Consider the following 20,338-nt stretch of genomic DNA (forward strand, 5'->3'; position numbering starts at 1 on the left):
CGTCGCTGAGCGTTTCTTTTTTCGCTTCGCTTAATTTTCTCTCTGGCTTATAGTCTTAAGCAGTCATCATCACAACAATCAGTCTTTCTCTATTTAAAACAAGGGGTTCTGAATGATCACCGTGTGGGGCCGTGAAAACTCGACTAACGTCAAAAAAGTACTGTGGATGCTCGATGAACTGAGTCTGGTGTATGAAGTCATCAACGCGGGCGGCGCGTATGGCAAAAACAAAGACCCGATTTATCTTTCACTGAATCCAAACGGGCTGGTGCCTTGCCTGCAGGAAGATGATTTTGTCCTGTGGGAATCGAACGCCATTTTGCGTTATCTCGCCGAACGTTCGGGTAATGAGCAGTTCTGGCCAGCCAGCGCGCAGCAGCGTGCCAGTGCTGATAAATGGCTGGACTGGGCGAGTAATTCGCTGGTCACGCCGTATCGTCAGGTCTATCAGACGCTGGTGCGCATTCCAGAACCCGAGCGCGATATGGCGCTGGTGGCCAGCGGAATGGAAACGTTTGAGAAGTATTGGGCGATTGCTGATGCGGTGCTGGCGAAGCAGAAATGGCTATCCGGAGACGAGTTCGGGCTCGGTGATATTCCGCTGGGGATTTACGCCTACTCCTGGTACTCGCTGGATATCAAACGTCAGTCGCACCCGAATATTGAGCGCTGGTATCAGCAACTGACGCAACGTCCTGCGTTCCAGAAACGAGTGATGATCCCGCTGAGTTAAGGCGTGTTCTCGAAATCAAGGCCGGTGAAACAGGTTTTGACACTTTCACATCTATTTCTGGCGGGTCTTATGACCCGCCTTTTTCATTTATTGCTGCGGCGAAACCTTCAGCAGTTTGCCGTCTTTCTCATCGGTCAGCACATACACAAAACCGTCCGGTCCGGTCTGCACTTCCCGAATGCGTTCTTTGCGATCGGTCAACAGACGCTCTTCACCGGTCACTTTATCGCCGTCCACTGTCAGGCGGATTAACGATTCGCCCGCCAGCGCGCCGATAAACAGCGAATGCTTCCATTGCGGGAAACGGTCGGCGTTGTAAAACGCCATCCCGCTCAGCGCCGGTGATACTTCCCAGTAATAAATCGGATCTACGGCTCCGGCAAGCGTTGTACCTTTGGCTTCGGGGATCGGCTGCCCGGAATAATTAATGCCAAACGTCGCCAGTGGCCAGCCGTAATTTTTGCCCGGCTGCGGCAGATTCACTTCATCGCCACCGCGCGGGCCGTGCTCAGCTTCCCACAGGGCGCCGGTCCACGGATTGATCGCCAGACTTTGTGGATTGCGGTTGCCGTAAGTCCAGACCTCCGGTTTAGCACTCTTATCCTTCACAAACGGATTGTCCTGCGGCACGCCCCCCTCCGGCGTCAGGCGTAAAATCTTGCCCTGCAACTGGTTAAGATGCTGTGCGTTGATGCGCTGATTATTATCACCGGTGGACATGAAAATATTGCCCTTAGCATCAAAAGCAATGCGCCCGCCGAGATTGATACCGCTGCTCAGCGCCGGTTGCTGAACGAAGATAACGTGGAAATCTTCAAGTGACTGGTTATCCGCCGAAAGCGTTCCATAACCCAGCGCGGCATGAGGTTCGCCCTTCTCACCTGGCTGGGCGAAAGTCAGATACACGCGGCGGTTTTTGGAAAAGTCGGGGGATAAGCGCACATCCCACAATCCCGCCTGCCCGGCGACCCACACGCGCGGCACGCCTTTGAGCGGCTGCGACAATCCACCGTCAGGCTGCCACAGACGCAGCTGACCGCTGCGCTCGGTGATCAGTGCGCCGCCATTATCCGGCAGAAACGCCAGCGACCATGGGTTTTCCAGCCCGGTGGCAAGTTCGGTGACATCCGCACGCGCTGACGTTGGGGATATAGGTGCTTTCGGTGCCGCATAAACGTTACTGGCCAGCAGAGCCAGTGCGAAAACGGGCAGTAAGGTGTCGCGGAAAGGATAAGTCATAGGGCTTCCTCCGGTGGCATCTTTTCAAGTGTGTGCTTTTAGTCTAGGCCATGTGACTGATTTTGCTCACACAGCGGCGCTGATCTATAACTAACAGGAATAACGCCGTACTGAAATATAATAACAACAAAGCATTCCCTCCTTCTTAACATACCGGTAGACTGCTCCGACAGAATAGCCGTCTGGACAGACAGACTTCTGTACATCCTCACTCTTGAATGCCTTATTGCATACCGAAATGACACCAGATGTTTTCCCTGCCGCAAGCAGACATCGCACCGACGGAGTTGTTAAATAATGAAAAAAATATCCGCATCCCTGCTGGCACTCAGCCTGTTCTCCGCCCTTCCGGCGTTTGCTGCTGATACCACGCCAGCGCCTGTTCCGGCGGCGATTGCTCAACACAACGGTCCGATACGCATCGCCATTGTGCGTAACCTTGGCTCGGACGATAACACTACCCAGTTTCTTGCCGGTGCGATCAAACAGGGTCGCGCCCTCGGCTTTAAAGTTGATACATTTCTGAGCAACGGCGACGACGCGAAATTCCAGGATTTCGTTAATCAGGCCATCAGTCAGAAATACGACGGCATCATTCTCTCGCAGGGTCGCGGCCCGTACTCTGAAGCGCTGGTTAAACGTATCGCCGCGGCGGGCATCGCGGTGTCAGCATTTGATACCGAAGTACCGGAAAATATTCCGGGCGTGACCGTCACCCGTCAGGACGACGCGTCACTGGCAAAAGCGTCCGTCGGGCAGCTCGTCAAAGATTTCAACGGCAAAGCCAATATCGTCAAGCTGTGGGTGGCCGGATTCCCGCCGATGGAACGTCGCCAGAAAACCTACGAAGCCATCCTTAAAGAGAATCCTGGCATTCATCAGCTCGAATCTATCGGTGCGGTCTCTTCTGACGTGCAGGGCGATACCGCCAACAAAGTTGGCGCGATCTTAGCGAAATATCCGAAGGGCCAGATCGACGCTATCTGGGGTGCATGGGATGCCTTCAGTCAGGGCGCATATAAAGCGCTGAAAGAGAATGGCCGTACTGAAATCAAACTCTACAGCATTGACGTCTCGAATCAGGATTTGCAGTTGATGCGCGAAAAAGGCAGCCCGTGGCAGATGACCGCAGCGGTGGATACGCAGCTGATCGGTGCGGTGAACCTGCGCATTGTGGCGCTGAAAATTGCCGGTGAGAAAACCCCTGCGACCTATGAGTTCCCGGCGCAGACCATCCCGCAGTCCCTGCTGCTCAGCCAGCCAGATGGCATCAACGTGACCGGTTTGAGCAAAATTATTCCAGGCTGGGGAAAATCTGAAGATTTCACCGCACCGTGGTTTGCCACGCTGGAAGCGAAGTACAAAAAGTAATTTTCTGAACCTCCCGGAAACGGGAGGTTTTTTCATCGTTTTTTGCGCTCAACTTTCACCCTTTTGCCCACTGCGATCACAGAAATAAAGAAACATAAATTCAGAAGCAAAAATCTCAATAGCCCTTCCCGCCGCCAACCTATAAAAAAGTACTCTCCCTTTTCATACGGACAATGAAGCAATGAGTACAGAAATCCTTTCAGTCAAGGAAAAGATTGGTTATGGATTAGGCGATGCCGCCAGTCATATCATTTTTGATAATGTCATGTTGTACATGATGTTTTTCTACACCGATATTTTTGGCATCCCCGCCGGTTACGTGGGCACGATGTTCCTGCTGGCGCGCGCACTGGATGCTATCTCTGACCCGTGCATGGGATTACTCGCTGACCGGACCCGGACCCGCTGGGGTAAATTCCGTCCTTACGTGCTGTTTGGCGCCATTCCGTTCGGCATTGTCTGCGTGTTCACCTACACCACGCCGGAACTGAGCATGACCGGCAAAATGATTTACGCCGCCATTACCTATACGCTGCTGACCCTGATGTACACCGTGGTCAACATCCCGTACTGCGCTCTCGGCGGCGTGATCACTAACAATCCGGAACAGCGCATCTCCCTGCAATCCTACCGCTTCGTGCTGGCCACCGCGGGCGGCATGCTGAGTACCGTGCTGATGATGCCGCTGGTGAACTTCATCGGGAAGGGCAATCAGGCGCTTGGCTATCAGGGCGGAATCGCCGTGCTGGCGATTGTCGCGGCGGTGATGCTGGCGATTTGCTTTGCCACCACCAAAGAACGAATCGATCCGGGCAAACCTACCGGCACCATGCGTGAAGACTTGCGTGATATCTGGCATAACGACCAGTGGCGCATCGTCGGTCTGCTGACCATTCTCAATATTATGGCTGTCGCCGTTCGCGGCGGCGCGATGATGTATTACGTCACCTATATTCTGGGCAATCCGGTGCTTTTCGCCTGGTTCCTCGGCGTGTACTCCGTTGGCAACCTGTTCGGCAGTGCGCTGGCAAAACCGCTGACCGACTGGAAATGCAAAGTCAGCGTCTTCTGGTGGACCAACGCCATTCTGGCCGCCCTCAGCCTGTGCATGTTCTTCCTGCCGGTGAATGGCAGCGTACTGATGTTCATCTTTATCTTCGTTATCGGCGTTCTGCATCAACTCGTCACGCCAATCCAATGGGTGATGATGTCCGACACCGTCGATTACGGCGAATGGAATGATGGTAAACGCCTGACCGGCATCAGCTTCGCGGGCACCCTGTTCGTCCTGAAACTGGGTTTGGCTCTGGCCGGCGCAATGATCGGCTGGATGCTGGCCGGTTCCGGTTACCAGTCAGGTGCCGCCACGCAAAACGCCGCCACCATGACCAGTATCGTCGCGCTGTTCACGCTGGTTCCGGCGGTCTGCTACCTGCTGAGCGCCATTATCTGTAAACGCTTTTACATCCTGCGCACCCCGCTGTTGCGCCGCATCATTGACGAAGTCGCGCAAGGCATCCGCCGCAATCAGCAAGAATTTATGAAATGATTTTGGTCTTTTGAATTTATGAAACTGGCCCTGCATCATTTGTACTGAACCCTGGCGATAACGCAGAGTCAGTGCAAAGGATGCAGGGCAAAAGGAGATATACATGAAAATCAGTGATGGTAACTGGTTGATCCAGGACGGCCTGACGCTCACTCACCCGCTACAGGTGTTTGAAGTGCAAAGATCAGGAAACGAGATGGTGATTTACGCCGCGCCGAAAGACGCATCGGAACGCGCCAGTCAGCTTGATTCGCCGCTGTTTACGCTGCGTTTCTTCTCGCCGCAAAGTGGCGTGATTGGTGTACGCATTACGCACTTCGACGGTGAAACGGACAAAGGTCCGCACTATCCGCTGATCCAGTCTGATACCCATGAACTGCACTTTGAAGACAACGACGACTTTGCTGCATTACACAGCGGCGATTTGTCGGTGCGCGTCACCAAAGGCAACAACTGGACGCTGGATTTCCTGCGCAATGGCCGCCGCATTACCGGCAGCGTGGCGAAATCTAACGGTTACGTGCAGGACGGTAACAGCCAGAAAACCTACATGATGGAGCGGCTGGATCTGGGCGTCGGCGAAACCGTGTATGGTCTCGGCGAACGTTTTACCGCGCTGGTCAAAAATGGCCAGACCGTCGAAACCTGGAACCGCGATGGCGGCACCAGCACCGAACAATCTTATAAAAATATCCCGTTCTACCTGACTAACCGTGGCTACGGCGTGCTGGTGAATCATCCGGAATGTGTATCTTTTGAGGTCGGCTCTGAAAAAGTCTCCAAAGTTCAGTTCAGCGTGGAAGGCGAATACCTCGAGTATTTCGTCATTGATGGCCCGACGCCGAAAAAAGTCCTCGACCGTTACACCCGTCTGACCGGCCGCCCTGCGCTGCCGCCCGCCTGGTCATTCGGGCTGTGGCTGACCACGTCGTTCACCACTAATTATGACGAAGCCACGGTCAACAGCTTTATCGACGGCATGGCCGAACGCCAGCTGCCGCTGCACGTTTTCCACTTCGACTGCTTCTGGATGAAAGCCTTCCAGTGGTGCGATTTCGAATGGGACCCGGCCACCTTCCCGGATCCAAAAGGTATGTTGCAACGTCTGAAAGCGCGCGGCCTGAAAATCTGCGTATGGATTAACCCGTACATCGGCCAGAAATCACCGCTGTTCCACGAAGGTAAAGAGAAAGGCTACCTGCTCAAACGCCCTGATGGCCGCGTCTGGCAGTGGGACAAATGGCAGGCGGGTATGGGTATCGTCGATTTCACCAATCCGGAGGCCAGCGCGTGGTATGCCGGACACCTGAAACGTCTGGTGGATATGGGCGTCGATTGCTTTAAAACCGACTTCGGCGAGCGTATTCCGACTGACGTGGTCTGGCACGACGGATGCGACCCACAGAAAATGCACAACCACTATGCATTCGTGTACAACAAACTGGTGTATGAAACGTTGCAGGATAAACTCGGCGCGTCCGAAGCCGTTCTGTTTGCGCGTTCCGCCTCGGTGGGCGCTCAGCAATTCCCGGTGCACTGGGGCGGCGACTGTTACGCTACCTACGAATCTATGGCGGAAAGCCTGCGCGGGGGCTTGTCCATCGGCCTGTCTGGTTTTGGATTCTGGAGCCACGACATCGGCGGTTTCGAAAACACTGCACCGGCACATATTTATAAACGCTGGTGCGCTTTCGGGCTGCTCTCAAGCCATAGCCGCCTGCATGGCAGCAAATCCTATCGTGTGCCCTGGGTTTACGACGATGAAGCCTGCGACGTGGTACGTCAGTTCACACAGCTTAAATGCCGCCTGATGCCGTACCTCTATCCTGCGTCGGCGCAGGCCGCCAGCCACGGTACGCCAGTGATGCGCGCCATGATGCTCGAGTTCCCGGAAGATCCGGCTTGTGACTATCTGGATCGTCAGTACATGCTCGGTGATGACGTGCTGGTTGCTCCGGTATTCAGCGAAGAAGGGAATGTCGATTTCTATCTGCCGCAGGGCCGCTGGACGCATCTGCTCAACAACGAGGTGGCGGAAGGTTCCCGCTGGCACCGTCAGCAACATGGCTTCGACAGCCTGCCGCTGTATGTGCGTCCGAACACCCTGCTGGCACTGGGCTGCAACGATCAGAAACCGGATTACGATTACAGCGAACGTCCGCAGTTCCATCTGTTTGAGCTGGAAGACGGTGCTATTGCCGAAAGTCAGATTACCGATCTGCAAGGCAATGTGGTCTTTACCCTGAATGTTCATCGCAGCGGTGACACCTTAACGCTGACCACCGAAGGAAAAGCAACGGACTGGGCGTTGTGCCTGCGTAACATTCACAGCGTGAAGAATTGCTCACTGGCAACTGCCTCAAAGAACGAGCAAGGTACGATCATTACGCCGGAAAACGGTCACAATCAGTACACCATCACATTATAAAATTCAGGTTTTTACTAATAATCTTACCCTGCCCCGGCGTTATCCAGCGCCGGGGCTTTTTTATTTTCCTAAACTCCGCGCTGTTTCCCGCCTTTTCTCACCATAAAATAACTCACAAATTTAAATTAGATGAATGTGAGTGTCTCTCAGAATATTTATCAAATAATAATCAATGCCCATAAAGAATATTAAACAAGCTCACCGGATATGAAATTAACCTTGCTGTCCTGTACACCACCACAGGACGATGAAACATTTCATTAACGGGATGGCAACTTAATATTGAATGGTGATGAGATTTTATTTCACACATACATTCGCAGTCTTTCCCATAAGATTATCTGAAGGATATTCAGCATGAAATATACCTTGTGTGCTTTAGCCCTGTTAACAGGATCATTCGCACTGATACCTCATGCCGCAATGGCGGCTGATGCGCAAATAAACGTTGACTGTAATTTCAGTCATATGAAACCTGACGACGCTATTCTAATGCCCGGAATGCCGGGGATGGCGATGTCTCATGATTTTGTCGGTAACCGTTCTGCTGATGCCTATTCAACGGCGGAAAGCCTGAAACTCCATCCGAAAACCACCTGCGATAACGCCGCCGACAGCACTGCCTACTGGGTGCCTACCATGATGCTGCCCGATGGCACCATCGTGAACCCGACGTATATCAAAAACTACTATCAGGCCGATAACGTATTGCAGTATCCCATCACCCCTTATCCCTACGGTTTACAGTTACTGGCGGGCGACCATAGAGGGACAACGGCGAATCCTCACGTCACTTTCCTGTGCGCTAACGGGACTGGTTATACCAATACCGCCGACCAGATCTGCGGCCTGCGTGCAGCAGGCGACGCCGTTCAGTTCAATATCGGCGTGATGTTCCCCGACTGCTGGGATGGTGTAAATCTGGCCGCTAAAGGGACGAAGAATGCGGTTTACAGCAACAGCAACGGCCAGTGTCCGGCAGATCATCCGGTTAAACTGGCGAAGGTGAATATGAATATTGCCTATGTGCTGACAAACATTACCTCGCTCGATGTCAGCAAAATTAAACTTTCCCTGGACCCGAAAACGATTGATGGAAAGCTGACGACACTTTGGGGGAGCATTTATACCGCTCACGGTGATTTCATGAATGGCTGGTCGGATGACGCCACTAAATTCATGGCTGACCGCTGTATGAATTACTCAATGGATTGCGGTACTAACATCCCTTACAGCTATTCAGATGTCGAAGCCGATACCTATGTCAGCGACCAGACTGACAGCAATAAAAACTTTGGTGATGCAAAAACGTTACTGGTGCAAGATAACTGGAACACACCGGGTCGCGACCAAAATAAACAGACACTGGCATTAATGAAATTTAAAATACCCGCGCTTCCTGCCAATATGGATGACTATCCGGATGTCGATTTCAAATATAAAATCCGTGTCTTCGACGGTAATATCTCTGACACTGCTGCAGTTACAATTTACTTCTATCCAACGGATCCCGGTGCATGGGATGAAAATACGGTCACCTGGAATAACAAACCGGCATTTAAATACACCGCCGATGGCAGTATGTATATGGATAACGTCCAGCAATTCCGTTATGTCGATGTCGATAAAGCGGTTCGTGCTGCCATTGCCGCCGGTAAAACGGAAGTCGCTTATTATGTTGGCGGCGAACGTAATGGCCGTACCCTCTCCATCAATTCCAAAGAAAGCGGAAAAAACCCGACACTGATGCTGATTGGTTATAAGGAGGTCGTCGAACCTTAACCGGTTTGCCCTGCTCAATTCTGAGCAGGGCATTTCTTCAACACTGACGGCGCACCTTAACTCTCCTGATAGACCCCTTCACCGTGAATACTGCGATACTCTTTTGGCGTCATTTCATAGCCTTTTCTGAATACCGAGTAGAAATATTGCAGTGACGGATAACCACACATTTGTGAGATCTCATTTATCGAAATCGACGTCGCCGCCAGCAGATTACGGGCACGGTCGAGTTTTTCTTCGTGGATCACACCGTGAATGGTTTGTCCGGTTTCATCCTTAAAACGCTTCTCGAGATTAGAACGCGACATGCCAATGGCATCCAGCACCTGTTCCACCTTGATACCTTTACATGCGTGGTAGCGGATGTAATGCATCGCCTGGATCACTGCCGGGTCCCGCAACGAGCGGAAATCGGTAGACCGGCGCTCCACCACTTTCACCGGCGGCACTAAAATACGCTGCAAGGGCAAATCGCGCTGATCGAGCAACTGATGCAGCAACTTCGCCGCGCGATAGCCCATCTGACGCGTCCCCTGCACCACCGAAGATAACGCCACGCGCGACAAATAGCGGGTGAGCTCCTCATTATCAATCCCGATCACGCTGAGTTTTTCGGGTACAGGAATATTGAGATGTTCGCAGACCTGTAACAAGTGACGGGCGCGGGCGTCGGTCACCGCAATAATCCCCGTTTGCTGCGGCAGGGTTTGTACCCAATCGGCCAGACGGTTTTGAGCGTGCTGCCAGTTCTCCGGCGCGGTTTCCATCCCCTGATACACCACGCCCTGATACTGCTCGGAAGCCACCAGCGTTCTGAACGCGTGCTCACGCTCCTGCGCCCAGCGTTTTCCGCCGGTGTCGGGTAAACCGTAAAAAGCGAAACGGTTAATGCCCTTTTCTTTCAGATGCATAAAGGCCGCTTCCACAAGCGCAACGTTGTCGGTGGCGATGTAGTGAACCGGCGGATAATCTTCTTCACGATGATAGGAACCCCCGACGCCGACAATGGGCACTTTGAGATCTTTAAGCAGGGTTTCGATTTCACGATCGTCAAAATCAGCGATAACGCCGTCGCCCAGCCAGTCCTTAATGTTATCTATGCGACAGCGAAAATCCTCTTCAATGAAGATATCCCAGTCACTTTGTGAGGCCTGCAAATACTCACCCACGCCTTCCACCACCTGACGGTCGTAGACTTTATTAGCGTTAAAGAGCAGCGTAATCCTGTAGCGTTTTTCAAACATGCCTGTTTCTCACCGATGATCCCATTAACGAAAGCCTTGTTCCTCCACACGGAAGAACAAGGCTCATTGCGTTGCTCAATATCACAACCACCCAAGATCTGCAGATTCGGCGTTGTAATTCTGTGAGGTATCACAGGTTTCCCGGTGGCAACGCCTGCAAAACCTGCCTATCACGACGCTTTTATGCGCGACGTTTGGTGGCTGAATCCATCCATACAGCCAGCAATAAAATCGCGCCCTTGACGATGTACTGCCAGAATGTCGGCACGTCGAGCATACTCATGCCGTTATCGAGGGAGGCCATGATAAAAGCGCCCATCACTGCCCCAGCGACACTGCCGACGCCGCCCGCCAGGCTGGTGCCACCAATGACGCAGGCTGCGATGGCATCAAGCTCCGCAATATTACCGGCCGATGGCGAACCTGCGCCCAGACGAGAGCTGAGGATAAGCCCGGCAATCGCCACCATCAGACCATTGATGGCAAACACCGCCAGCTTACTGCGTTCGACGTTAACACCCGACAGGCGCGCCGCTTCAATGTTGCCGCCAATCGCGTAAATACGACGACCAAACGACGTGCGCGACGCCATAAACATCCCGCCCAACATCAGCGCAACCAGAATCAGCACCGGCGTCGGGACGCCACGGTAATCGTTGAGCAGATAAATCGCCCCCAGCGCTACAATAGCGGTCAGCGCCTGACGAGTGACGTCCGTTTGCGCGGCGGCTACCGGCAGCCCGAGCGCGCTGCGCTGTTTACGTCTGCGCCATTGCCAGCCGATAAATGCCGCCAGCGCCACCGCACCGATACCAAATCCAAAAGAATCCGGCAGATAACTCTGGCCAATTAACGACATCGCCGGAGAAGTCGGTGATACCGTGGTGCCGCTGGTGATCCCGATGAGGATCCCGCGAAAAGCCAGCATCCCCGCCAGTGTCACGATAAATGACGGTACTTTGCGATACGCCACCCACCAGCCGTTCCACGCGCCGAGCAGTAATCCCAGTACCAGCGTGACCGCGATAGTCAGCGGCAGCGGCCAGCCAAGCCAGACATCAAAAATTGCCGCCACGCCGCCCAGCAATCCCATCATCGAGCCTACGGACAAATCGATTTCCGCCGAAATGATCACGAACACCATCCCCACGGCCAGAATGCCGGTGATCGCCGTCTGGCGCAGCAGGTTAGAAATATTACGTGCGCTGATGTACGCGCCCTCGGTCGTCAGGCTGAAGAAAACGATAATTACCGCAATCGCCGCCAGCATAACGAAGACCTGAAGGTTAATGTTTTTCAACTTTTGCAGAGAAAATGCGGCAAGCGGTTTGCCTGCATTTGCAGAGTCAGGGGTGGTTTCTGGCTGGGTAAATTTAGACATATGATTCACTCCTCAATGCGGCTTCCATGACCTGTTCCTGGCTCAAATTGTTGTTCTCCAGACAGGCTTTAACCTGCCCGAGATGCATAACTACCACACGGTCGCTGAGCCCCAACACCTCGGGTAACTCGGAGGAAATGACAATGACAGCCATTCCCTGCGCAGCCAGCTGGCCAATCAGTTTGTAGATTTCATGCTTCGCGCCGACGTCAATTCCGCGCGTAGGTTCATCGAGGATCAGGATTTTCGGCTTAAGTAACAGGCAACGCGCCAGAATAGCCTTTTGCTGATTACCGCCGCTCAGACGACCAATCGCCAGTTCAGAGGAAGACGTTTTAATTTTCAGCTGTTTCACTGATTCGCTAATGGTGTATTGCTCCTGCGCCTCACGCAGAATACCGCCGCTGCTAAACTGACTAAGTGCGGCCAGCGTAATATTGCTGCCCACCGCCATGACTGGCACGATGCCGTCACGCTTGCGGTCTTCCGGCACCATCGCCAGCCCGCGCCGCATGGCATCCCGGCAGTCGGTTATCTGCACTTTGTTGCCTTGCAGCCAGATATCACCCGACCACTTTCCCGGATAGACGCCGAACAGGCATTCCATCATTTCCGTTCGTCCCGCACCTACCAGCCCGGCCACGCCAAGCACCTCGCCCTGGCGCAGGGTAAAACCGGCGTTATCCACCCGTCTGATATGTCGGTTCACCGGATGCCATGCGGTCAGGTTCTCGACGCGCAAAATCTCATCGCCAATCTGCCGGTCGCGGGGCGGGAACAGTTCAGTTAATTCGCGCCCGACCATCATCGAAATGATCTCCTTCTCGGACGTGCCTGCCGCATTGCAGGTGGCGATGTGTCTTCCATCGCGGATGACGCAAAGTTTGTCAGAAATGGCTTTTACTTCAGTCAGCTTGTGGGAAATATAAATACAGGCGATATCGTGGTGGCGCAGGTCGCGGATAATATCGAGCAGAACGGCGGTTTCGCTTTCGGTCAGCGAAGCGGTGGGTTCATCGAGCACCAGAAGTCGCACCTGCTTATTGAGCGCTTTGGCAATCTCCACCAGCTGACGCTGCCCGAGGCCTAAATCGCCAACCGGGGTATGCGGGTCAATATCCAGTTTCACCTGCGCCAGCATACGCTGGCAGCGCAGATACATTTTGTCGGTATCGAGCAGGCCGTAACTGCCCCATTCGTTGCCGAGAAACATGTTTTCCAGCACGCTCAGTTGTTTCACCAGCGCCAGTTCCTGATGAATAATCGCAATGCCCTTTTGTTCGGTGTCGCGGATCCCTTTAGCGCTGAGTCTTTCACCAGAGAAATAAATCTCGCCCTCAAAGGTGCCCTGCGGATAAATACCGCATAACACTTTCATTAAGGTGGATTTCCCCGAGCCATTCTCACCGCACAGCGACAAAACCTCTCCGGCGGCCAGCGTCAGGCTAATATTATCGACCGCTTTCACCGCGCCGAATTTCTTGGTGATATTACGCATTTCCAGCAGCGCTGATTTTTCAAATTGTTCTGGCATATTATGCATCCTGATAAAAACAACACATCATTGCGACATGTTGTTTTCATAGAAAATATTGAAAAATTAAAGATCCGCTTTTTTATGGAAGCCGTCGGCAATAACCGTGCTTTCAATATTCTTTTTATCGACAGATATTGGGGTTAATAAATAGGAAGGCACTTCTTTTTTACCGTTATTTAAAGTGGCATTAGATTTAGGCGTTTCGCCCTTACCAAGCTGCACAGCAATTTCTGCTGCATCATTGGCAAGTTTTGTGATCGGCTTATACACCGTCATCGTTTGTGTACCCGCTTCGATACGTTTGATGGCCGCCAGATCGGCATCCTGCCCGGAGATGGCCACCTTACCCGCCAGACCCTGTGCGGATAACGCCTGAACTGCGCCCCCTGCTGTAGCGTCATTGGAGGCCACCACAGCATCAATTTTGTTGTTATTCGCGGTCAGCGCATTTTCCATAATTTTCAGCGCATTTTCCGGCAACCAGCCGTCGGCCCACTGATCGCCAACCACTTTGATTTTCCCGTCTTTGATCAGCGGATTTAAGACCTTCATCTGCCCGGCGCGGAACAGCTTGGCATTGTTATCTACCGGCGACCCACCCATCAGGAAGTAATTGCCCTGCGGGACACGTTCTACCAGGCTTTGCGCTTGTAGTTCACCGACTTTCTCATTATCAAAAGAGATGTAGAAATCAATATCGGCGTTGTTGATCATGCGATCATAGGCCAACACTTTGATGCCTTCACGCTTGGCTTCTGCGATAACGTTGCTCAGCACTTCGCCGTTGTAGGGAATAATCACCAACACATCGACGCCGCGGTTGATCATATTTTCGATCTGCGCCATCTGGGTTTCTTCATTGCCGTTGGCTGATTGCACGAAAACATCCGCACCCAAGGTTTTCGCTTTAGCCACAAAGATATCGCGGTCTTTTTGCCACCGTTCTAAACGTAAGTCATCAATCGCCATACCTATTTTGATTTCTTTCGCCACACCTGCCTGGCTGAACAATATCAACGCAGCGCAGGCAGAAAGAATCATTTTATTCATTTTCATTTTTCAGACCTTTTATAAGAATAAGAAGAGGCAGATACAGAGAACCGTACAGAAATGACACAGGGATTGTTGTCGCTGGATAATTAATCGGCAATTGCAGATTTTAATCACCTCGTTATGATTTTTTGTTTATTTCCGGAAATATGATGGGGATCATGGTTTGATTGTAATTCAACAGGAGTTAGTAATTTTATTATCGAGGCATCACGAAAAATGAAAAGAAAAGCAAGATGAACTGGGTTAATTTTGCGATCTACTGCACATTTAATAATTCTATTAAATTGAGTGTGAAATAACGTAATTGTTAGAACAACGGACAACTCCGAAGATAGGGCCTCAGCCTCCCAGTCCCGCTGGGCCCGTTTTCAAGGAGTTTTTCAATGCACGCATATTTCGACAAGCTGGATGCAGTTCGCTATGAAGGTGCTAACAGCACTAACCCGCTGGCATTTCGTCACTACAATCCTGAAGAAGTGATCCTCGGCAAAACCATGGCTGAGCATCTGCGTTTCGCCGCCTGTTACTGGCACACTTTCTGCTGGAACGGCAACGACATGTTTGGCCCTGGCGCATTTGTTCGCCCATGGCAGCAGCCGGGTAACGAACTGGAACTGGCAAAACTCAAAGCCGACGTGGCTTTCGAATTCTTCAAAAAACTGAGCGTGCCTTATTATTGCTTCCATGATGTTGATGTGTCACCGGAAGGCGCGTCACTGAAAGAATACGTCAACAATCTGGCCGTGATGACCGATGTCCTGGCACAAAAGCAGGAAGCGACCGGCGTTAAACTCCTGTGGGGCACGGCGAACTGCTTCTCAAATCCACGCTTTGGTGCAGGCGCAGCAACCAACCCAAATCCTGAAATTTACAGCTGGGCGGCAACGCAAGTGGTGAGTGCGATGAACGCCACCAAGAAATTGGGCGGCGAGAACTACGTCCTGTGGGGCGGTCGCGAAGGCTACGAGACGCTGTTGAACACCGACCTGCGTCAGGAACGCGAACAACTGGGTCGCTTCATGCAAATGGTGGTCGAGCATAAACACAAAATCGGTTTCCAGGGCACCTTGCTGATCGAACCAAAACCACAAGAGCCTACCAAACATCAGTATGATTATGACGTGGCGACGGTATACGGATTCCTCAAACAATTCGGGCTGGAAAAAGAGATCAAAGTGAACATCGAGGCGAACCATGCCACGCTTGCCGGTCACTCATTCCATCATGAAATCGCCAACGCCATTGCATTGGGCATCTTCGGTTCTGTCGATGCCAACCGTGGCGACCCGCAGTGTGGCTGGGATACCGACCAGTTCCCGAACAGCGTGGAAGAAAATGCGCTGGTGATGTACGAAATTATCAAAGCGGGTGGTTTCACCACCGGCGGTCTTAACTTTGACTCCAAAGTACGTCGCCAGAGCACCGACAAATATGACCTGTTCTACGGCCATATCGGTGGCATGGATACCATGGCACTGGCGCTGAAAGTTGCAGCCCGCATGATTGAAAGCCGCGAACTGGATAAACACGTCGCCCAGCGATACGCAGGCTGGAACACGGAGCTTGGTCAGCAGATCCTGCAGGGTAAAATGTCTCTGGAATCTCTGAGCGCACAGGCGCAGCAAAATGAGATCAACCCTCAGCACCAGAGCGGTCAGCAGGAACGTTTAGAAAATCTGGTTAACCGCTATCTGTTTGGTTAAACCCTCGTTGTGATTTGCGCCCTGTCCGCCTCTGGTTTACAGGGCGTTGTTTCTGTAAGACTTCAGGGACGGGTTTTCACCTTACTCAAAAAAGGAATCTGGTATGTATCTCGGTATAGATCTCGGCACCTCTGGCGTTAAAGCGATTTTACTCAGCGAAGAGGGTCAGGTGGTGGCCAGCCACAGTGAGGCGTTAACCCTTTCCCGCCCGCACCCTTTGTGGTCAGAGCAAAATCCCGCTGACTGGTGGAGCGCCACAGAGAAAGCCGTTTTAGCCCTTTCGCAGTTACACGCATTAAAAAAAGTGAAAGCGGTGGGAATTACCGGTCAGATGCATGGCGCAACTGTACTGGATGCGCAACAAAACGTATTACGCCCGGCGATCCTCTGGAACGATGGCCGCAGTTTTAGCCAGTGCCAGCAGCTGGAGGCCGCGGTGCCGGATTCACGCGAGATCACCGGCAACCTGATGATGCCCGGTTTTACCGCCCCGAAACTGCAGTGGCTGCGTGAAAACGAGCCGGAACTGTTCGCCAAAATCGACAAGGTATTACTGCCAAAAGATTACCTGCGCTGGCTGATGACGGGCGTTTTCGCCAGCGATATGTCAGATGCTGCCGGCACTATGTGGCTGGATGTCGCTAAACGTGACTGGAGTGACAGCCTGCTCGCCGCAACTGGCCTGACCCGCCAGCACATGCCCGCGCTGTTTGAAGGCAATCAAATCACCGGTCAGCTGTTACCGGCACTGGCCTCCCGCTGGGGCATGGATTGTGTTCCGGTTATTGCAGGCGGTGGTGATAACGCCGCCGGTGCCGTGGGCGTCGGCCTCTACAAAACCGGCCAGGCGATGCTGTCGCTCGGCACATCGGGGGTGTACTTCGCGGTCAGTGACGGTTTCCTGAGTAATCCGCAGCAGGCAGTTCACAGTTTCTGCCATGCCTTGCCGGACACCTGGCATCTGATGTCTGTGATGCTCAGTGCCGCCTCCTGTCTCGATTGGGCTGCGAATCTCACCGGTACCGCATCCGTTGGCGAGTTGATCGGTCTGGCTGAGAATACGCCTCCGGCGGATTCACCGGTCTGCTTCCTGCCGTACCTGTCGGGCGAACGCACGCCGCACAATAACCCGAATGCCAAAGGTACCCTGTTCGGCCTGACACATCAGCACGGCCCTGCCGATATCGCCCGCGCGGTTCTCGAAGGCGTAGGTTTCGCCCTCGCCGACGGCATGGATGTATTACATGCCACCGGTCTGAAACCACACAGTATTACGCTGATCGGCGGCGGCGCGCGCAGCCCTTACTGGCGGCAAATGCTGGCGGATATCAGTGGTCTGACGCTGGAGTATCGCACTGGGGGTGACGTCGGACCCGCGCTGGGTGCCGCAAGGTTAGCGCAAATTGCGTTGAATCCGGGAAGCCCGCTGGAACAATTCCTTCCGGAGCTGGCGCTTGAACAAGTGCATCAGCCTGATGCGCAGAAACATAAAGTTTATGCAGAGCGGCGGAAGGTATTCCGGGAATTGTATAAGCGCCTTGAGGATTTGATGTAAGCCAGATCGAACTTAATGCATTCCCGGTGGCACCGAGGGACATCAGTTACCCGACCGGGAAAGTTTTTTTCTCATTGAGAGTGATCACTTAGCGCCCTGCACCGAAAACAACACGAAAGGCCAGTCGATCACTGCACGTGAAAAACCGAAACAATCCCGGTCAGTTTAAAACCGCTTTTCAGTGGTGCCCGCACACAAAAACCGTTTTGGAGTCCGGCCTGACTTCATTTTCCCCGCGCCAACTGCCCCCCTATGGAATACACTTCATTCCTAAATTTCATACTGAGTTATGTGGCACAGATCACATCTTAATTGTATGATGAATGCATCATTCAACTGGGTGAAACACCATGAGCAACGTAGTATCTCTGGCATTTCAATATATTCGGGCGTTTATTCTGATTTACCTGTGTTTATTCGCCGGTAACGCGATTTCCTCGCTTTTGCCCCTTACTATTCCCGGCAGCATCATCGGGATGCTGATTCTGTTTTGTCTGCTCTCGACGCAAATTCTGCCGTTTAAATGGGTGAAACCCGGCTGCAACGTGCTGATCCGCTACATGGCATTATTGTTTGTTCCGATTGGCGTCGGCGTCATGAATTACTACGAACAGCTGCGCACGCAATTCGGCCCGCTGGTGGTGTCTTGCCTGGTCAGTACTTTGATTGTGCTGCTGGTGGTGGCGTATTGCTCTCACTATATTCACGGGGATCGCGGCACTGTTAAGGCTAAAGCGGAGGATAAAAATGATTGATATTCTGTGGTCACTGCCGCTGACGCTGCTGGTCTTTTTCGCCACCCGTAAGCTGGCAATCCGGCTGAAAATGCCGCTGCTGAACCCGTTGCTGATGTCGATGGTGGTGATCATTCCCCTGCTGCTGGTGACCAATATCCCCTACGCGCGTTACTTTGCGGGCAGCAAAATTCTCAATGACTTGCTGCAACCCGCCGTTGTCGCGCTGGCGTTCCCGCTGTACGAGCAACTTCATCAGATCCGCGCGCGCTGGAAATCCATTATCAGCATCTGTTTTATCGGCAGCGTAGTGGCGATGGTCACCGGGACGGCGATTGCATTATGGATGGGGGCAACGCCGCAGATCGCCGCGTCGGTCTTACCGAAATCCGTCACTACGCCGATTGCGATGGCGACAGCGCAATCCATTAACGGCATTCCGGCGATCAGCGCGGTGTGTGTGATATTCGTGGGTATTCTCGGAGCGGTGTTCGGTCACAGTATTCTCAACCTGCTGAAAATCACCACCAAAGCCTCACGCGGTCTGGCGATGGGTACCGCCTCGCACGCACTCGGTACCGCTCGTTGTGCCGAAATGGATTATCAGGAAGGCGCATTCAGTTCACTGGCGCTGGTGATTTGCGGGATTATCACCTCCCTGCTCGCCCCTTTCCTGTTCCCGGTTCTTCTCGCGCTTTTCGGTCACTGAAAATCGCATATCGAAAACGGGTTGCCCTAAATAGCTTTCGTCGCAGGAAGGCGGCAAGCGAAAGAGTCCCGATGGACTGACTCAGATATCAGTGATCCGGGCGAGTACATGCAGCCCACTCAGGACCGGCGCGAAATAGGAAGGGGGAAAAAGTGTATGTCGTCCAACCTTAGAAAGACGACATACAAAACTGAAAGTACCCGGTTTAAGTACAGTCAGAAAAAAGCCTGCATACACGCTTTGAAAGCCGGTATGCAGTCGATAACGAAGAAGAGAAGTCTTGCGCAAAGACGCGCAGGAGGGATTACGAATTCATCTGGAACAGTGACATACCCTGCATGGCGCTGTATGTCTTATAGGAAGCCTGAAGCGCAACCTGTTGCAGCGTGTAGGTCGAAATCGCTGACGTCCAGTCAGTGTCCACTAAGTTACTCAGTTTACTGGCGTTGGTTACTTCGCGGTTATCACCCAGCGTGTCCAGCGTGTCCAGTTCACTCATCTGCGTACCCAGTTCAGAACGCACAGACAGCACGTTGTTGAGCGAGTTACTCAGACCACGGTTAGCTTTGCCGATGGCATCCGTGTATTCGGTATCGGTCGCATAATCCGCAGACGGCGTTTTCAGCGCTTTCAGCGCGCCGTCGATAGTTTTGAAGATATCCGCTTCACTGGCAGAACCATCGGGCTCGGCTTTCGCATCACCGGTTAAGGTCTGGAAAACTTCGTTGCCGGTGTGGTTGATGGTCATCGTACGGCTGGCATCAACCTGCTGTGAAATCTCTGTGGTGCCGCCAACATAGGTTACAGCGCCGGTGGTCGCATCTTGGGTAAACGGCGCCGTATCGCTTTTATAACCAGCAAAAATATAGCGACCGTTACCGTCGGTGCTGTTCGCCATGTTCAGAATCTGAGACTTCAGGCTTTCCAGTTTCGTCGCCAGTGAAGAGCGGTCATCATCACTCAGTGAACCGTCACCGGCCTGAACGATCAGCGTCTGCGCATCCTGAATGGATGACGTTACGCTGGACAGGATAGATTCTTCCTGACTCATGCTCTGATTGGCGAAGGTCCGCGCCACCGAATACTGGCTGTTCTGAGCAGATGCCTGACGAACCAGCACCGCCTGAGAAGCCGCCAGCGGATCGTCTGAAGGCTTACTGACTTTGGAACCGGTCGAAAGCTGTAAACCCGTTGCCTGAAAACGGTTCTGACCATCCAGCACCGCATCCATATTTTGTGTGTAAATCATATTGGTACTAAGGCGCATGGCATCAGTTCCTTATCAGTTCGAATTATTCTTTCTCAATACCCGATACGTCA

The 20,338-nt window shown here is 52.8% G+C and carries 15 protein-coding genes; 9 read left to right on the forward strand and 6 right to left on the reverse strand.

Features of this window, described 5'->3' with window-relative positions:
- The first annotated feature begins 112 nt into the window (after nt 1-112).
- The gene (locus tag TU92_RS15600) at nt 113-733 is read left to right on the forward strand and encodes a glutathione S-transferase family protein (protein WP_112168133.1); all 621 of its coding nucleotides are present in this window, start codon (nt 113-115) and stop codon (nt 731-733) included.
- 87 nt (nt 734-820) lie between these two features.
- On the opposite strand, the gene TU92_RS15605 is transcribed toward TU92_RS15600, so the two are convergent.
- Complete coding sequence (locus TU92_RS15605; RefSeq protein ID WP_112168134.1) at nt 821-1,972, reverse strand: PQQ-dependent sugar dehydrogenase; 1,152 nt, start codon at nt 1,970-1,972, stop codon at nt 821-823.
- A 297-nt stretch (nt 1,973-2,269) separates the two neighbouring features.
- Here TU92_RS15605 and TU92_RS15610 point away from each other — a divergent pair, with 297 nt between their 5' ends.
- From TU92_RS15610 to TU92_RS15625, 4 genes are all read left to right on the forward strand, one after another.
- Nucleotides 2,270-3,343, forward strand: a complete 1,074-nt coding sequence (locus TU92_RS15610) for a sugar ABC transporter substrate-binding protein (protein ID WP_112168135.1) — start codon at nt 2,270-2,272, stop codon at nt 3,341-3,343.
- Nucleotides 3,344-3,524: 181 nt separating this feature from the next.
- Complete coding sequence (locus TU92_RS15615; RefSeq protein WP_112168136.1) at nt 3,525-4,892, forward strand: glycoside-pentoside-hexuronide family transporter; 1,368 nt, start codon at nt 3,525-3,527, stop codon at nt 4,890-4,892.
- A gap of 103 nt (nt 4,893-4,995) precedes the next feature.
- Nucleotides 4,996-7,320: an alpha-xylosidase gene (yicI, locus tag TU92_RS15620; RefSeq protein ID WP_112168137.1), complete on the forward strand. Its 2,325-nt coding sequence runs from the start codon at nt 4,996-4,998 to the stop codon at nt 7,318-7,320.
- Between the two features lie 357 nt (nt 7,321-7,677).
- Complete coding sequence (locus tag TU92_RS15625) at nt 7,678-9,102, forward strand: CBM96 family carbohydrate-binding protein (protein ID WP_112168138.1); 1,425 nt, start codon at nt 7,678-7,680, stop codon at nt 9,100-9,102.
- A 56-nt stretch (nt 9,103-9,158) separates the two neighbouring features.
- Here the strand turns inward: TU92_RS15625 and xylR are convergent, their stop codons facing one another.
- From xylR to xylF, 4 genes are all read right to left on the reverse strand, one after another.
- Nucleotides 9,159-10,346 carry a D-xylose utilization transcriptional activator XylR gene (gene xylR, locus TU92_RS15630; RefSeq protein ID WP_112168139.1) on the reverse strand — a complete coding sequence of 396 codons (1,188 nt, stop codon included), beginning with the start codon at nt 10,344-10,346 and terminating at the stop codon, nt 9,159-9,161.
- 181 nt (nt 10,347-10,527) lie between these two features.
- Nucleotides 10,528-11,727 carry a xylose ABC transporter permease XylH gene (xylH, locus tag TU92_RS15635; protein WP_112168140.1) on the reverse strand — a complete coding sequence of 400 codons (1,200 nt, stop codon included), beginning with the start codon at nt 11,725-11,727 and terminating at the stop codon, nt 10,528-10,530.
- Complete coding sequence (locus TU92_RS15640) at nt 11,720-13,261, reverse strand: xylose ABC transporter ATP-binding protein (RefSeq protein WP_112168141.1); 1,542 nt, start codon at nt 13,259-13,261, stop codon at nt 11,720-11,722. The genes xylH and TU92_RS15640 overlap by 8 nt, the downstream gene beginning before the upstream one ends.
- A 66-nt stretch (nt 13,262-13,327) precedes the next feature.
- Entirely contained in the window at nt 13,328-14,320 is a 993-nt protein-coding gene (xylF, locus tag TU92_RS15645; protein ID WP_112168142.1) for a D-xylose ABC transporter substrate-binding protein, read from the reverse strand.
- Nucleotides 14,321-14,700: 380 nt separating this feature from the next.
- Between xylF and xylA the strand changes: the two genes are divergently transcribed.
- From xylA to TU92_RS15665, 4 genes are all read left to right on the forward strand, one after another.
- Entirely contained in the window at nt 14,701-16,020 is a 1,320-nt protein-coding gene (xylA, locus tag TU92_RS15650; RefSeq protein ID WP_112168143.1) for a xylose isomerase, read from the forward strand.
- Between the two features lie 103 nt (nt 16,021-16,123).
- Nucleotides 16,124-17,575 carry a xylulokinase gene (gene xylB / locus TU92_RS15655; RefSeq protein ID WP_112168144.1) on the forward strand — a complete coding sequence of 484 codons (1,452 nt, stop codon included), beginning with the start codon at nt 16,124-16,126 and terminating at the stop codon, nt 17,573-17,575.
- Nucleotides 17,576-17,925: 350 nt separating this feature from the next.
- Nucleotides 17,926-18,330 carry a CidA/LrgA family protein gene (locus tag TU92_RS15660; RefSeq protein ID WP_112168145.1) on the forward strand — a complete coding sequence of 135 codons (405 nt, stop codon included), beginning with the start codon at nt 17,926-17,928 and terminating at the stop codon, nt 18,328-18,330.
- A complete protein-coding gene (locus TU92_RS15665) occupies nt 18,323-19,018 on the forward strand; it encodes a CidB/LrgB family autolysis modulator (RefSeq protein WP_112168146.1) in 696 nt (231 codons plus the stop codon). The genes TU92_RS15660 and TU92_RS15665 overlap by 8 nt, the downstream gene beginning before the upstream one ends.
- A 304-nt stretch (nt 19,019-19,322) precedes the next feature.
- Here TU92_RS15665 and flgL read toward each other — a convergent pair whose 3' ends face one another.
- Complete coding sequence (gene flgL / locus TU92_RS15670; protein WP_112168147.1) at nt 19,323-20,285, reverse strand: flagellar hook-associated protein FlgL; 963 nt, start codon at nt 20,283-20,285, stop codon at nt 19,323-19,325.
- Nucleotides 20,286-20,338 lie beyond the last annotated feature (53 nt).

Source organism: Rahnella inusitata (assembly GCF_003263515.1).
In the GTDB taxonomy this organism is placed as follows: Bacteria; Pseudomonadota; Gammaproteobacteria; order Enterobacterales; family Enterobacteriaceae; genus Rahnella; species Rahnella inusitata.

Coding starts and splice junctions, on each gene's coding strand:
- xylF (WP_112168142.1), bottom strand. CDS start 14,320: ATGAAAATGAATAAAATGATTCTTTCTGCCTGCGCTGCGTTGATATTG.
- TU92_RS15660 (WP_112168145.1), top strand. CDS start 17,926: ATGAGCAACGTAGTATCTCTGGCATTTCAATATATTCGGGCGTTTATT.
- TU92_RS15600 (WP_112168133.1), top strand. CDS start 113: ATGATCACCGTGTGGGGCCGTGAAAACTCGACTAACGTCAAAAAAGTA.
- flgL (WP_112168147.1), bottom strand. CDS start 20,285: ATGCGCCTTAGTACCAATATGATTTACACACAAAATATGGATGCGGTG.
- yicI (WP_112168137.1), top strand. CDS start 4,996: ATGAAAATCAGTGATGGTAACTGGTTGATCCAGGACGGCCTGACGCTC.
- TU92_RS15640 (WP_112168141.1), bottom strand. CDS start 13,261: ATGCCAGAACAATTTGAAAAATCAGCGCTGCTGGAAATGCGTAATATC.
- TU92_RS15610 (WP_112168135.1), top strand. CDS start 2,270: ATGAAAAAAATATCCGCATCCCTGCTGGCACTCAGCCTGTTCTCCGCC.
- xylB (WP_112168144.1), top strand. CDS start 16,124: ATGTATCTCGGTATAGATCTCGGCACCTCTGGCGTTAAAGCGATTTTA.
- xylA (WP_112168143.1), top strand. CDS start 14,701: ATGCACGCATATTTCGACAAGCTGGATGCAGTTCGCTATGAAGGTGCT.
- TU92_RS15605 (WP_112168134.1), bottom strand. CDS start 1,972: ATGACTTATCCTTTCCGCGACACCTTACTGCCCGTTTTCGCACTGGCT.
- TU92_RS15665 (WP_112168146.1), top strand. CDS start 18,323: ATGATTGATATTCTGTGGTCACTGCCGCTGACGCTGCTGGTCTTTTTC.
- TU92_RS15625 (WP_112168138.1), top strand. CDS start 7,678: ATGAAATATACCTTGTGTGCTTTAGCCCTGTTAACAGGATCATTCGCA.
- xylR (WP_112168139.1), bottom strand. CDS start 10,346: ATGTTTGAAAAACGCTACAGGATTACGCTGCTCTTTAACGCTAATAAA.
- TU92_RS15615 (WP_112168136.1), top strand. CDS start 3,525: ATGAGTACAGAAATCCTTTCAGTCAAGGAAAAGATTGGTTATGGATTA.
- xylH (WP_112168140.1), bottom strand. CDS start 11,727: ATGTCTAAATTTACCCAGCCAGAAACCACCCCTGACTCTGCAAATGCA.